Here is a 15,039-nt window from a genome sequence, read left to right on the forward strand (position 1 = left end):
CTCACTGAACCGCGACTGCAGGCGTGTTCCACAACACGACCGCAGCGGTCACCAGCAAATTGATCAGGGTCAGTGGCAAGCAGAATTTCCAGCTGAAATCCATCACCTGGTCATAACGCGGACGCGGGATAGACGCGCGCAGCAGGATGAACAGCATGATGAAGAACGCGGTCTTCAGTGCGAACCAGAGGAAGGACAGTTGCGGCAAGATGCCGAACGGACCGTGCCAGCCACCGAAGAACAGGGTGACCAGCAGCGCCGAGATCAAGATGATGCCGATGTACTCACCGACGAAGAACATGCCCCATTTCATACCGGCGTATTCAATGTGGTAACCGTCGGCCAGTTCCTGTTCCGCTTCCGGCTGGTCGAACGGGTGACGGTGAGTCACGGCGACGCCAGCGATGAAGAAGGTACAGAAGCCGAAGAACTGCGGAATGATGAACCACAGGTTCTGCGCCTGGTACTCGACGATGTCGCGCATGTTGAACGAGCCGACCTGCACCACGATGCCCATCAGGGCCAGGCCCATGAACACTTCGTAGGACACGGTCTGCGCCGAAGCACGCAGGGCGCCGAGCAGGGCGAACTTGTTGTTACTCGACCAGCCGGCGAACAACACCGCGTAGACCGACAGACCGGCCATGGCGAAGAAGAACAGCAAGCCGATGTTCAGATCCGCGACGCCCCAGGTCGGGGTGATCGGGATGATCGCAAACGCGATCAGCAAGGCGGACATGGCCACCACCGGCGCCAAAGTGAAGATCACTTTGTCGGCAAACGGCGGCGTCCAGTCTTCCTTGAAGAACATCTTCAGCATGTCGGCGGCGATCTGGAACATACCAAACGGGCCAACGCGGTTCGGACCGTAACGGTCCTGCCACCAGCCCAGCAGGCGACGTTCGACAAAGCTGAGCAACGCACCGGCGACCACCACGGCCAACAGAATGACGATGGCTTTGATGACCGTCAGGATCACATCGATCACTTCAGGGGTGAACCAGGTCATTGCGCTGCCTCCTGCAGACCGTCGACGGATACGCCGGCGAATGCCGGTGGAATGCCGGCGATGCCCGCAGGCAATGCCACCAGACCGGCGCCCAGTTCTTCATTGATGCGCAGCGGCAGACGCAGGGTCTGACCGGCCACGTTCAGGCTCAGCAATGCACCTTCGTTGACGCCCAGACGATCCGCTTCGGATTTCGCCAGTGCCACGTAAGCGGCCGGAATGCGCTCTTGAACCGGTGCGGCTTTCGAAGAGTTTTCTTCGCTGCCGAACAGGTGGAAGAACGGCACGGCTTGCCAGGTACCTGCTGCCGGGTTGAATGCACGCGGTGCTGCAGCGAACCAGTTCAGCGAATCGCCAGTGCTTTCGATCAGGCGGGTGCCCGGGTCGCCAGCACGGATGTGACCACCGACTTCGTCCTGGAACTTGTTCCACGCTTGCGGCGAGTTCCAGCCCGGAGACCAGGCGAAAGGAACCTGCTGACGCGGCTCAACCGAACCCGAGTAACCTTCCATGGAGAAGGCGAACGCGGTGTCTTTGTCTTGCGGGGTGCGCGGTTCGTGAACGCTGATGTCGGCGCGCATCGCGGTGCGACCGGAGTAACGCAGCGGCTCACGCGCCAGTTTCAGACCCTTGATACGGAACGCGGCCGACGGTGCTGCGTCGACGATACGCGCCAGTTGCGCGGTGCTCGAAGCAACGGCAGCGGTGACGTGGTCGAGTTGCGTCCAGTCGATCGGCTGGTTCAGCAGGGTCGCGCGCAGGGCGTGCAGCCAGCGCCAGCCTTCGTGAACCAGGATGCTTGCGTCGAGGTATTGCGGATCGAAAACCTGGAAGAAGCGCTGGGCGCGACCTTCCTGGCTGACCAGCGTACCGTCGCCTTCAGCGAAGCTTGCAGCCGGCAGAACCAGGTGCGCGCGGTCGGTGGTCGCGGTCTTCTGATGATCTGCAACGATCACTACTTTCGCAGCGTTCAGTGCGGCATCGACCTTGTCTTTGGCGGTGCGGGTGAACAGATCGTTTTCCAGCACGACGATCGCGTCAGCCTTGCCGTCAATGACGGCTTGCAGTGCCGCGTCGACCGATTCGCCACCGAGCATGGCCAGACCGAGGCTGTTGGCTTCCGGCACGATCAGGCTGATCGAACCGTTCTTCTCGCGCAGTTTCAGTGCTTTGGCGATGTTCGCGGCGGCTTCGATCAGGGCTTTGGAGCCCAGCGAAGTACCGGCGATGATCAGTGGACGTTTGGCCGCGAGCAGGGCGTCGGCGATGCGCTGAGCCAGTTCCAGTGCTTCGGCGTCCAGACCTTCAACGGCCGGGGCGTTGGCGTCCAGTGCGTGAGCAACGGCGAAACCGATGCGCGCCAGGTCGTCCGGAGCAGCGTGTACGCATTCTTCAGCGATGTCGTCGAGCTTGGTTTCCGCCAGGCTGGCGATGAACAGCGGGTTCAGCGCGTGCTGACCGATGTTCTTCACCGCAGCGTCGAGCCAAGGCTGAACGCGCATGGCTTCGGCCATGTCTTCAGCTTTGCCCTTGACCGATTGACGCAGCGACAGCGCCACGCGAGCGGCGGTCTGGGTCAGGTCTTCGCCGAGGACGAAGATCGCGTCGTGGTCTTCGATGTCGCGCATGTTCGGCACAGGCAGCGGGCTGTCGTTCAGCACCTGCAAGACCAGACGGATGCGTTCCAGTTCGGACGCTTCGATACCCGAGTAGAAGTGCTCGGCGCCAACCAGTTCGCGCAACGCGTAGTTGCTTTCGAGGCTGGCACGCGGCGAACCGATACCGACGATATTGCGACCGCGCAGCAGGTCAGCGGCTTTATCCAGTGCAGCGTCCAGACCGAGCTTGGTGCCGTCGGCCAGCAGCGGCTGACGTGGACGATCGGTGCGGTTGACGTAGCCATAACCGAAACGGCCACGGTCGCACAGGAAGTACTGGTTCACCGAACCATTGAAACGGTTTTCGATGCGACGCAGTTCACCGTAACGCTCGCCCGGGGAGATGTTGCAACCGCTCGAGCAGCCATGGCAGATGCTCGGCGAGAACTGCATGTCCCACTTGCGGTTGTAGCGCTCCGAGTGAGTCTTGTCGGTGAACACACCGGTCGGGCAGACCTCGGTGAGGTTGCCGGAGAACTCGCTTTCGAGGGTGCCGTCTTCAACGCGACCGAAGTACACGTTGTCGTGGGCGCCGAACACACCGAGGTCGGTGCCGCCAGCGTAATCCTTATAGAAACGCACACAGCGGTAGCAAGCGATGCAGCGGTTCATTTCGTGGGAAATGAACGGGCCCAGTTGCTGGTTCTGGTGGGTGCGTTTGGTGAAGCGATAACGGCGCTCGTTGTGGCCAGTCATCACTGTCATGTCTTGCAGGTGGCAATGACCGCCTTCTTCGCACACAGGGCAGTCGTGCGGGTGGTTGGTCATCAGCCATTCAACAACACTGGCGCGGAACGCCTTGGATTCTTCATCTTCGATGGAGATCCAGGTGTTGTCGGTGGCAGGCGTCATGCAGGACATGACGATGCGACCACGGGTGTCGTTCTCGTCGGTGTACTGCTTGACCGCGCACTGGCGGCAAGCCCCGACGCTACCAAGCGCGGGGTGCCAGCAGAAATATGGAATGTCGAGGCCCAGCGACAGACATGCCTGTAACAGGTTGTCTGCCCCGTCGACTTCGAGCGCTTTGCCGTCTACGTGGATAGTGGCCATGGTTCAAAGGTCTTCGTTGGCCCGGTGTCAGCGGGCGTGGCTAATGGAATCTTGTTATCCGTGCGAATCAAACCAGCCTCGAAAGGCGTCATCGCAGGAGGTGAAAGGCCCAGGCCCTTCACCTTATTAAGCGTTTACGCGCCGATTACGATCGGCCTTGCCAGAGGCGGGACGGCGGCGCTGACTGGCGCGATACCGGCTTCGAACTCTGGACGGAAGTATTTGATGGCACTGCCCAACGGTTCCACGGCACCCGGTGCGTGAGCACAGAAGGTCTTGCCTGGGCCGAGGAAGTTGACCAGACCCAGGAGGGTCTCGATGTCGCCTGGCTGACCGCGGCCTTCTTCGATGGCCATCAAGAGCTTCACGCTCCATGGCAAACCATCACGGCACGGGGTGCAGAAACCGCACGACTCGCGAGCGAAGAACTGCTCCATGTTGCGCAGCAAGGAGACCATGTTGACGCTGTCATCCACCGCCATGGCCAGGCCGGTACCCATACGGGTGCCCACTTTGGCGATGCCGCCGGCGTACATTTGTGCGTCGAGGTGCTCAGGCAGAAGGAAACCGGTACCGGCGCCGCCTGGCTGCCAGGCCTTGAGTTTGAAACCGTCGCGCATGCCGCCCGCGTAGTCTTCGAACAACTCGCGACCGGTGACGCCGAATGGCAATTCCCACAGGCCCGGGTTTTTGACTTTGCCGGAGAAGCCCATGAGCTTGGTGCCCATGTCTTCGCTGCCTTCGCGGGCCAACGATTTGTACCAGTCAACGCCGTCGGCAATGATCGCCGGCACGTTGCACAGGGTTTCGACGTTGTTCACGCAAGTCGGCTTGCCCCACACGCCGACGGCGGCAGGGAAGGGTGGCTTGGAGCGCGGGTTGGCGCGGCGGCCTTCGAGGGAGTTGATCAGTGCGGTTTCTTCACCGCAGATGTAACGCCCGGCGCCGGTGTGGACGAACAGCTCGAAATCGAAGCCGCTGCCGAGAATGTTTTTACCCAACAGGCCCGCAGCCTTGGCTTCTTCCACAGCACGATTCAAGTGCTTGGCGGCGGTGGTGTATTCACCACGCAGGAAAATGTAGCCACGGTAGGTTTTCAGCGCGCGAGCACTGATCAGCATGCCTTCGATCAGCAGATGGGGCAGTTGCTCCATCAGCATGCGGTCTTTCCAGGTGTTCGGCTCCATTTCATCCGCGTTGCACAGCAGGTAACGGATGTTGATGGATTCGTCTTTAGGCATCAGGCCCCACTTCACACCTGTGGGGAAGCCTGCACCGCCGCGACCTTTCAAGCCTGCGTCTTTCACGGTCTGGACGATGGCGTCCTGATCCATGTCGGCGAAGGCTTTGCGCGCAGCGGCGTAACCGTTCTTGGCCTGGTACTCGTCGAGCCACACGGCTTCGCCGTCGTCACGCAGACGCCAGGTCAGCGGGTGAGTCTCGGCCGAACGCTGAATGCGGTTGGCAGGACCGAAAGATGTCAGGGTCATACGTAGCCCTCGAGCAGTTTGGCGACGCCAGCAGGCTGCACATCACCAAAGGTGTCGTCGTCGATCATCAGCGCCGGTGCCTTGTCGCAGTTGCCGAGGCAGCAGACAGGCAGCAGGGTGAAACGACCGTCGGTGGTGGTCTGACCCAGGCCGATGCCCAGATTGTTCTGGATTTCGCTGACCACCGACTCGTGGCCGCCGATGTAGCAGACCATGCTGTCGCAGACGCGAATGATGTGACGGCCAACCGGCTGACGGAAAATCTGGCTATAGAAAGTAGCCACACCTTCAACGTCGCTGGCCGGGATGCCGAGGATCTCGCCGATCGCGTACAAGGCGCCATCCGGCACCCAGCCGCGTTCTTTCTGAACGATCTTCAGGGCTTCGATCGACGCCGCGCGCGGGTCTTCGTAGTGATGCAGCTCGTGCTCGATGGCCGAGCGCTCGGTTTCACTGAGGGTGAAACGGTCTGTCTGGATAAGCGTGCTGTTCATGCTTAGCGGTCCACGTCGGCCATAACGAAATCGATACTACCCAGGTACGCAATCAAGTCCGCGACCATGCTGCCTTTGATCACCGAAGGGATCTGTTGCAGATGCGGGAAGCTCGGAGTGCGGATCCGGGTACGGTAGCTCATGGTGCCGCCGTCGCTCGTCAGGTAATAACTGTTGATGCCCTTGGTCGCTTCGATCATCTGGAAGGATTCGTTGGCCGGCATCACCGGGCCCCACGAAACTTGCAGGAAGTGCGTGATCAAGGTTTCGATGTGCTGCAGCGTGCGCTCTTTGGGCGGCGGCGTGGTCAGCGGGTGATCCGCCTTGTACGGGCCTTCCGGCATGTTGCGCATGCACTGGTCGATGATCTTGATGCTCTGGCGCATCTCTTCAACGCGAACCATGCAGCGGTCGTAGGCATCGCCATTGGCAGCCAGCGGCACTTCGAATTCGAAGTTCTCGTAGCCGGAGTATGGACGCGCTTTACGCAGGTCGAAGTCGCAACCGGTCGATCGCAGGCCTGCACCGGTGACGCCCCATTCCAGGGCTTCTTTGGTGTTGTACGCAGCGACGCCGATGGTACGGCCCTTGAGGATGCTGTTTTGCAGGGCAGCCTTGGTGTATTCGTCGAGGCGTTTTGGCAGCCATTCAACGAAGTCTTTCACCAGTTTTTCCCAGCCGCGCGGCAGGTCGTGAGCAACACCACCGATGCGGTACCAGGCCGGGTGCAGACGGAAACCGGTAATGGCTTCAATCACCGTGTACGCCTTCTGGCGGTCGGTGAAAGTGAAGAACACCGGAGTCATGGCGCCGACGTCCTGGATGTAAGTCCCGAGGAACAGCAGGTGACTGGTGATCCGGAAGAACTCGGCCATCATGATGCGGATGACGTCGACCTTCTCAGGCACCTTGATGCCGGCCAGCTTCTCGACCGAGAGCACGTACGGCAGGTTGTTCATCACGCCGCCGAGGTAATCGATACGGTCGGTGTACGGGATGAAACTGTGCCACGACTGACGCTCGGCCATTTTCTCGGCACCACGGTGGTGGTAACCGACATCCGGCACACAGTCGACGATTTCTTCACCGTCCAGTTGCAGAATGATGCGGAACGCACCGTGCGCCGAAGGGTGGTTCGGGCCGAGGTTGAGGAACATGTAGTCCTCGTTCGTCCCGGAACGCTTCATGCCCCAGTCTTCAGGACGGAAACGCGCGGCTTCTTCCTCAAGCTGTTGCTTGGCGAGGTTGAGGCTGAACGGATCGAATTCGGTCGCACGCGCCGGGAAGTCCTTGCGCAGCGGGTGACCTTCCCAGGTCGGCGGCATCATAATGCGCGACAGGTGCGGGTGACCTTTGAAGTCGATGCCGAACATGTCCCAGACTTCACGCTCGTACCAGTTGGCGTTCGGCCAGATACCGGTAACGGTCGGCAAGCTGAGGTCGCTCTCGGACAAGGCGACCTTGATCATCACGTCACTGTTACGCTCCAGCGACATGAGGTGATAGAACACGGTGAACTCAGCGTCGCTCGGCAGCCCTTGACGCTTGGTGCGCAGACGCTCGTCCACGCCGTGCAGGTCATAGAGCATGACGTACGGCTTGGGCAGGTTGCGCAGGAAGGTCAGGACTTCGACGAGTTTGGCGCGCGCCACCCACAGCACCGGCATGCCGGTGCGGGTCGACTGAGCGGTGAACGCTTCGGCGCCAAAACGGTTGTTCAATTCAACGACCACATCCTGGTCGTCTGCCTTATAAGGCGGGATGTACAGAGCGCTGCCTGTAGTCATGGTTATTTTTTCGCTTTCGGTCAACGTAAAGAATGAAGCCAGCTTCTCGTTTCTTTGTCAGAACAGATCTGGATCAGACTTCGTCAGGGCTGCGCAGGTTGGTGACTGCGATTCGCTGTTCGCGGCGCTGTTCCTTCTGCGAAGGCATGTCGGCGCGATAAACGCCTTGATCGCCAACGACCCAGGAAAGCGGACGACGCTCCTTGCCGATCGATTCCTGCAACAGCATCAAGCCTTGCAGAAATGCTTCCGGACGAGGAGGGCAGCCAGGTACGTAGACGTCCACGGGCAGGAACTTGTCCACCCCTTGAACCACAGAGTAGATGTCGTACATGCCACCGGAGTTAGCGCACGAACCCATGGAGATCACCCACTTCGGCTCGAGCATCTGCTCGTAGAGACGCTGGATGATCGGCGCCATCTTGATGAAGCAGGTACCGGCGATAACCATGAAGTCGGCCTGACGCGGCGATGCCCGGATAACCTCGGCGCCAAAGCGCGCGATGTCGTGGGGCGCCGTGAAGGCGGTGGTCATTTCCACGTAGCAGCACGACAAGCCGAAGTTGTACGGCCACAGGGAGTTCTTACGTCCCCAGTTGACCGCGCCACTCAGCACGTCTTCCAGCTTGCCCATGAAAATGTTTTTGTGGACTTGATCTTCTAACGGATCGGAAACGGTTTCCCGTTCGCCAATCGGATACTGCTCGTTAGGAGCATCGGGGTCGATCCTGGTGAGATTGTATTGCATTGCCAAAGCCTCATTGTTTCAGCTTCGCCTGCCGCTTGCGACGAGCTTCCGGAGCCCAGTCAAGGGCGCCCACTCGGAACAGGTAGACAAGACCTGCCAACAGAATTGCTATGAAAACGAGAGCTTCGACGAATCCGGTCCAGCCGCTTTCGCGGACGGACACAGACCATGCAAAGAGAAAGAGGGCTTCGATATCGAAGATCACGAAGAGCATCGCGACCAGATAGAATTTGGCTGAGAGCCGCAAGCGGGCGCCACCGGTAGGTAGCATGCCCGACTCGAACGGTTCGTTTTTGCTGCGGCCCCAGGCTTTTGACCCAAGGAGGCTGGAGACACCGAGCATGAAGGCACACAGGCCGACGACACCCAGAAGGAAAATGGCAAAGCCCCAGTTGTGGGCCATGAGTCCTGTCGCTTCGGGCATGCTGGTAATCCTTAACAGAGAGCAAAGGTCTCTGAGCTTGATAAAGAAATAAGGCAGTGACGATATGTCGCAGCAATCAATCGCGCTGATTTTATGGCTAAACACCCGGCAAGTAAAATTCCTATAGCGAAATTATTTATTGGAATAAGGACATAGCGCACCTCCAAGCCCCGCCAGCCCATGCGTTGCGGGCATTAGCCGGTTTTGCGGGAAATATGTTTTGTTTGAAATGTAACGAACATAGTTGCTGCTAAATGATAATCAATATTGTTTGGCGCGGTTTTGTAACTGTTTAACGGGTGAGGTATTGGGAAGTTGTCTTACTTGCACGTTACTGCAAGTAGCGACGGCGCCCGTTTTACACGAATTTTCCTACACCGCTACCGCTCTGGATCAATGTTTTGTCCGAGCACCGCAGATCCCTGTGGGAGCGAGCCTGCTCGCGAAAGCGCCAGATCAGCCAACCCATTTATCGCCTGACACGCCGCCTTCGCGAGCAAGCCCGCACACACTGATTTGTGCGTTGACACGAACCTTGTAGGAGCGAGCCTGCTCGCGATAGCGGTGTGTCTGTGCCGAAGACGTTGGCTGACTTTAAGCCTTCGCGAGCAGGCTCACTCCTACATCAATTTGTGGTGCGCCCGAGGTTTTGTGTACTACCGAGAACCCCTGTGGGAGCGAGCCTGCTCGCGAAAGCGCCAGATCAGCCAACACATTTATTGCCTGGCACACCGCCTTCGCGAGCAAGCCCGCTCCCGCACTGATTTGTGGCGTTGACACGAACCTTGTAGGAGTGAGCCTGCTCGCGATAGCGGTGTGTCTGTGCCGAAGATGTTGGCTGACTTTAAGCCTTCGCGAGCAGGCTCACTCCTACATCAATTTGTGGTGCGCCCGAGGTTTTGTGTACTACCGAGAACCCCTGTGGGAGCGGGCTTGCTCGCGAAAGCGGTAAATCAATCACCACCAGACCCGACGCCTTGCACGCCAGGCCTGTCTCCTCCAATCCTCTCAGCCAAACCGCCCAGCCAGCTTCGAAGCCGCGACCTCAAAAGCAACCTTCATTTCCTCAACCACCCCGTCATCATGCGCAAACGACAAATAAACCCGCCCATAAGGCGAAGGCATCACCAACACCCCAGCCTCGCGCAACGCCAAATGCAGCGCCTTACTAAACTCCGCAGCGCCACATTCCAGCGCCTCGGCATAATTCGTCGGGGCCTGCGCCGAAGGCCAGATCCCGAACACATTGCCGTAGCCGCTGGTGCTCACGGTCATCCCATGCGCCTTGAACGAGGCCTCCACCGAAACGCGCAGCGCCTCACCCCGAGCAATCAAACGCTGATAATCCGCGTCATCCAGTTGCGCCAAGGTGCTGATCACCGCCGCGCACGCCATCGGGTTGCCGCTGAACGTACCGCCACGCAGCACGCGACCTTCCTCAAACCCCGCCAAAATATGCGGCTTGCCGACAATCGCCGACACCGGCACACCATTACCAATCGCCTTGCCAACACTGGCGATGTCCGGATCCAGCCCTGCCTGCAAACCCGCGAGCCCGGCGAATAAACGAAACCCCATCAACACTTCATCACAGATCACCAGCGCCCCATGCCGATGCGCGACTTCCTGCACATGCAGCAAATACCCCGGCGCCGGCATGATGCAGCCGGCATTGGCGAGCATCGGCTCAAGAATCACCGCCGCAATGTCGGAATCCTCAGCAAATAGTCGCTCAACATCAGCGAAGTCATTGAAGCGCAGCAACGTAGTGCGCGGCGTAGAAGGTCGCTGACCATCAGCGAAATTCGCCTCACTGGACGACACATTGCCGAAGCTGACGTCATCAAACCACCCATCGAACCCCGCCGCCATTTTCGCGATACGCCCGCGCCCGGTATAAGCGCGCGCCGCACGGCAGGCGAGGTGCACCGCTTCACTGCCGGAGTTGGTGAAAATCACTTTGCTCAGCGCGCCGGTGTGCGCCGCCAGTGCCGAGGCCGCCGCGTGTTCACGGACATGCGCCCAGGATGGCGCGGCAGAATCGGCCAACGCCGCCGCCACCTGTTCGTTGACGCGATTATTGGCGTGCCCCAACAGCACCGCGCCAAAGCCAAGCGCGGTGTCGATGTAGCGACGACCTTGATCGTCATACACATAGGCATCCTTGCCGTTGCGGATAAACAGGGTTTCGCCATTGAGTTCCGGAAGGATGCGCGCGGCGCTGGAAACATCGCCAATCAGGTTACGCATAGAAGCCTCTGTGCTTATTAATAGGTGAGCGTTCAGCCGCGCTCGGTGTTCCACGGACTCTGCGCGAGTTTCTGCTCAAGAAAGTCGCGGAACACGCGGATCCTGGGGCTGAGGTGCTTGCGATTGGTGTAGATCATGTAAATCGGTTCGAAGCTGTCCGGGCTGTAGCTCTGCAGCAACGGGATCAAGCGACCTTCGCGGATGTCGTGGCCGATATGAAACTCGGCCAAGCGCACAATGCCCGCGCCGCTGAGGGCCAGATCGCGCAGCAGATCACCCTGAGCGAAAGTCGCTTTGGGAATCACCGGGATGCTGGTCGGGTTGCCATCGATGAGGAAATCCCAATCGTTCCACACGCTGTTGAAGCCGAAGCTGAAACAGGTGTGATCGAGCAATTGCTGCGGGTGCTCGGGCGTTCCGTGGCGGGCGAGGTAGTCCGGGGAGGCGCAGATAATCCAGCGACTCTGGCCAATCTTGCGGGCGATGCGTGTGGAGTCCGGCAGCACGCCACTGTGAATCGCCAGATCCAGCCCTTGATCGAATTGATCGGAAAATTGCGCGCCGATCTGGATATCAATCGTCAACCCGGGGTAGCCCGCCAAAAACTCCGGCAGCCACGGAATGATCTGGTGTTTGGCAAACGTCGACATCGTGTGAATCCGCAGCATGCCGCTGACCCGCGTCGGAAACGCTTCGGCCAGTGAGTCGGCTTCGGCCATCGCGTTGATCACCGCGCGGGCGCTGACCAGATAGGCCGCGCCTTCTTCGGTCAGCGACAAACTGCGCGTACCGCGTTGAAACAGGCGCACCTGCAAGCGATCTTCCAGACGCGAAATCAGCTTGCTGATGGCCGACGGCGTCAGACCGTGGGCGCGAGAGGCCGCTGAAAAGTTACCGTGCTCCGTGGCCCAAAGAAACGCCAGCAGCTGCGAGTAGTTATCCAAGACTTGCCTCCCGTGTCGATCCGACGCCTGCCACGGCGTCGATCAGCGAATGAACTGTTCGATGTAATCGTCTGGCAGCCCGAGCTTTTTGTAATGCGCGCGAGCGGTTTCCAGTTTGGTGAAAACGTCTTCGTAACCGACCGCTACACCCTGCGGATCAACGTAGGTGTAACCGCCCTGCACGTGGAACCAGGTGATCATCTCTTCGACATCTTCCGGCACGAATAGGGTGTGCGTCTCGCCCGGCGGCTCGAACGCGAACGAACCTTCCTCGGCGACCCAGTCATGCTCCAGATAGTACCAGCGACCTTTAAGCACCATCGCGTGCACGCCGCCGGTATGACGATGGCGCGAGAGCACACCGCTTTTACGCACGCGCAGCAGGTTGATGTAATAGCCACCGGACACGCTGAGCAACACCGGTTTGAACGACACCGAATCGGTCACCGGCACCCACAGTTGATCGTCTTCCAGCCATTGGCCGAGGACGCCGGGGTGCACCATGTCGGGCGCCATGTACGGCACTTGCGGCAGTTGATACGGGATGGCCAGTTCATCAGGTTTAGGCGCAATACTCATGAGGCGTTCCTTGTAAGTTTTGATAACCCCCGGCCGGTTGTTGGCCGGGGTTTCAAGCAGAGTAGGGTGGAGATCAGTCGTGAAAAAGCAGGTCGCCGGCACACTTGCTGTGACGCTCAGTCACAGCGGCGGGCGGTGTTCAGGCCAATACTTGCGGGGTGGCGGTTTCAACTGGCGCCATGGCGCTGCGTCGGGCCGACAGCTCGGGCTGCGACTTCTGCAAATACGCGCCGATGATCACCAGCACCGCAGTCAGGCCAAGGGTCGAGAGCAGTTCCGCACGCTGACCGGGGAAGGCCGCCATGATCGCGAACACGCCGAGGATGAACACGATCGTGAGGATCGTCAGATACGGAAACATCCACATGCGCACTTCGAGTTTTTTGCCTTGGGCGACCAATTTGCGGCGCATGCACAGTTGCGTGACGGCGATCACCAGGTACATCAGCAAGGCCAATGCGCCGCTGGTGGCCAGCAGAAACTGAAACACTTGCTTGGGCAGCATGTAGTTGGCGGTCAGCGCCGTCAGCGCAGCAACCGATGTAAGCGCGACGGCCAGCAGCGGCACGCCGTGACGGGTGGTGTGCGACACCGCGTTCGGCGCATCACCGCGACGGGCCAGCGAGTAGGCCATGCGCGAAGCGGTGTAGATCGCCGAGTTCAGGCAACTGGTGACCGCCACCAGTACAACAATGCCCATGATCTGCGGCGCCCACGGAATGTTCATCGCGCTCAGCACAGCCTGGTAAGAACCCTGCGCCAGATCCGGGGCGTTCCACGGAATCAGGCACACCACCACAAACATCGAGCCGAGATAGAACAAGCCCAGACGCCAGACCACGGCACGAATGGCTTTCTTGATATTGGCTTTCGGATCCTTGGATTCAGCGGCGGCAATGGTCACCACCTCGCTGCCCTGGAAACTGAACATCGCTGTCAGCAGCCCGGCGACAATCGCCACATTACCGTTGGGCGCGAAACCGCCGTTGGCGTAGAGATTGGAAATCCCGCTGGTGGAGGAACCCGGCAAAATCCCGAAAATCGCCAGCACGCCGAGGATGATGAAGCCGACGATCGACACGACCTTAAACAGCGACAACCAATATTCCAGTGTACCGAACGAACCGACGCTGAGGCTGTTGCACAGGATCAATGCGAACGTGACGCCGAACGCCGCCATCAAATTCGAAATCCCCAGCCAGTCGCCCAGAATATTGCCGGCGACAATCGCTTCGATGGCAATCACCAACACGTAAAACCACCAGTACAACCAACCGATGGAAAACCCGGCCCAGCGACCAATCGCCTGATCGGCATAGGAAGAAAACGACCCGGTATCCGGCCGCGCAGTCGCCATCTCGCCGAGCATCTGCATGACCAGCACCACAATGATCGCTGCACAGACATACGACACCAGCACCGCAGGGCCAGCAGTGGCAATGGCATTACTCGAACCCACAAACAGACCGGCGCCAATCACGCCGCCGATCGAAATCATCGTGACTTGCCGTCCTTTCAAGCCATTCCCTAGCTGGTTGTTAGCCTTGTCTTTGTCATCACGCATCGGCTCGTACCTCGAATGAACGTCTTTATTATTGTCTGAATCGCCGCAACGACACGGCGATGGGCCGTACCCTAAGCGCTTGGAGGGGAGGGCATTAGCCCTAAATGGTTCAAAGAGGGTGTGAACTGTCGTCACAGGTGGTGGGTGTTAGGTGGGGGAGTGTCAAAGACGGGGGATGGAGGGCGGACGCTCTGCCGAATCCATAATCGACTGGTTTTTTCAGGTCGATGTATAACGCCAGACACCTCGGTCGGCTCCCTCTCCCTCCGGGAGAGGGCTGGGGTGAGGGGAAAGGACGTTGATCTATTACAGACGTTTACTGAAGATCGTGTGGATGCTGTTGAGCAGATCTGCCTGCGCGATCAGAGGGCAGCTTGAAAAGCCCCTCACCCTAGCCCTCTCCCGGAGGGAGAGGGGACTGAATGGGGGATGCTGGAGGGATACGCCGACTTGAACGTGCTGCTTTGAATCCATAATCGACTGGATTTTTCAGGTCGATGTATAACGCCCAGACAACTCGGTCAGTCCCCAATAACTCTGGGAGAGGTTGGGGTGAGGGTCGCGGTTCACGCACTCGGCACAACATTATCCAGCGCCTTGTTCACCGCCAATTCCCCCAACATCACCACCTGCGCAATCCCCAGCAACGTATTGCGATTCGGCCCTTCCAGCATCCCGGCAAAATCCCCCAGCATCACCGTGGCCGAGGCCAGCGATTCGCAAGCATTGGCCAGCAAAGTTTCGGTATCAGATTGCGGATTAACCATAAACAGCGTGCTGGGGCTGTACGGTGTGGCCATGATTTTCTCAGGCGCAAGATAATGATCGAGCGCGCGCTCAGCCGCCGCATGAAGCTTTTTCGAATTGAGTGATTCATAGGGTGACGCCGGGTCTGTGACCGGCGGATTGTTTGTGGTTTCGGACATCAACTGAAACTCCGATGGATAAATGACACCCTGTAGGAGCTGCCGAAGGCTGCGATCTTTTGATCTTTTTTATAAAACCAAGATCAAAAGATCGCAGCCTTCGGCAGCTCCTA

General features: G+C 59.1%; 12 protein-coding genes. All 12 read right to left on the bottom strand.

From position 1 onward, the window contains the following. Position 1 precedes the first annotated feature (1 nt). Positions 2 to 1,009, bottom strand: coding sequence for an NADH-quinone oxidoreductase subunit NuoH (gene nuoH / locus QMX93_RS18050; protein WP_008082852.1), 1,008 nt, complete (start codon positions 1,007 to 1,009; stop codon positions 2 to 4). After that, on the bottom strand, positions 1,006 to 3,720 hold the full coding sequence (gene nuoG / locus QMX93_RS18055) for an NADH-quinone oxidoreductase subunit NuoG (RefSeq protein ID WP_282357499.1): 2,715 nt from the start codon (positions 3,718 to 3,720) through the stop codon (positions 1,006 to 1,008). Before nuoG ends, nuoH begins: the two co-directional genes overlap by 4 nt. Positions 3,721 to 3,854: 134 nt before the next feature. Next, positions 3,855 to 5,210, bottom strand: coding sequence for an NADH-quinone oxidoreductase subunit NuoF (nuoF, locus tag QMX93_RS18060; protein WP_008082856.1), 1,356 nt, complete (start codon positions 5,208 to 5,210; stop codon positions 3,855 to 3,857). After that, the gene (gene nuoE / locus QMX93_RS18065; RefSeq protein ID WP_007920186.1) at positions 5,207 to 5,704 is read right to left on the bottom strand and encodes an NADH-quinone oxidoreductase subunit NuoE; all 498 of its coding nucleotides are present in this window, start codon (positions 5,702 to 5,704) and stop codon (positions 5,207 to 5,209) included. The genes nuoF and nuoE overlap by 4 nt, the downstream gene beginning before the upstream one ends. Before the next feature lie 2 nt (positions 5,705 to 5,706). Continuing rightward, positions 5,707 to 7,491, bottom strand: coding sequence for an NADH-quinone oxidoreductase subunit C/D (gene nuoC / locus QMX93_RS18070; RefSeq protein WP_053121630.1), 1,785 nt, complete (start codon positions 7,489 to 7,491; stop codon positions 5,707 to 5,709). Positions 7,492 to 7,564: 73 nt separating this feature from the next. Further along, positions 7,565 to 8,239, bottom strand: coding sequence for an NADH-quinone oxidoreductase subunit B (locus QMX93_RS18075; protein WP_053121628.1), 675 nt, complete (start codon positions 8,237 to 8,239; stop codon positions 7,565 to 7,567). 10 nt (positions 8,240 to 8,249) lie between these two features. Next, a complete protein-coding gene (locus QMX93_RS18080; RefSeq protein WP_003223812.1) occupies positions 8,250 to 8,663 on the bottom strand; it encodes an NADH-quinone oxidoreductase subunit A in 414 nt (137 codons plus the stop codon). A 1,008-nt stretch (positions 8,664 to 9,671) separates the two neighbouring features. Continuing rightward, positions 9,672 to 10,913, bottom strand: a complete 1,242-nt coding sequence (locus QMX93_RS18085; RefSeq protein WP_282357501.1) for an aminotransferase class III-fold pyridoxal phosphate-dependent enzyme — start codon at positions 10,911 to 10,913, stop codon at positions 9,672 to 9,674. 32 nt (positions 10,914 to 10,945) lie between these two features. Beyond that, on the bottom strand, positions 10,946 to 11,857 hold the full coding sequence (locus QMX93_RS18090; protein WP_282357503.1) for a LysR family transcriptional regulator: 912 nt from the start codon (positions 11,855 to 11,857) through the stop codon (positions 10,946 to 10,948). Between the two features lie 42 nt (positions 11,858 to 11,899). Then, positions 11,900 to 12,436, bottom strand: a complete 537-nt coding sequence (locus QMX93_RS18095) for a 2,4'-dihydroxyacetophenone dioxygenase family protein (protein WP_053121625.1) — start codon at positions 12,434 to 12,436, stop codon at positions 11,900 to 11,902. A 139-nt stretch (positions 12,437 to 12,575) separates the two neighbouring features. Further along, complete coding sequence (locus QMX93_RS18100) at positions 12,576 to 14,000, bottom strand: amino acid permease (protein WP_282357504.1); 1,425 nt, start codon at positions 13,998 to 14,000, stop codon at positions 12,576 to 12,578. A gap of 566 nt (positions 14,001 to 14,566) precedes the next feature. After that, positions 14,567 to 14,926, bottom strand: a complete 360-nt coding sequence (locus tag QMX93_RS18105; protein ID WP_053121623.1) for a DUF6124 family protein — start codon at positions 14,924 to 14,926, stop codon at positions 14,567 to 14,569. Positions 14,927 to 15,039: the final 113 nt, after the last annotated feature.

The sequence above is a fragment of the Pseudomonas sp. PS01303 genome (assembly GCF_029959385.1).
GTDB classification, from domain to species: Bacteria; Pseudomonadota; Gammaproteobacteria; order Pseudomonadales; family Pseudomonadaceae; genus Aquipseudomonas; species Aquipseudomonas rustica.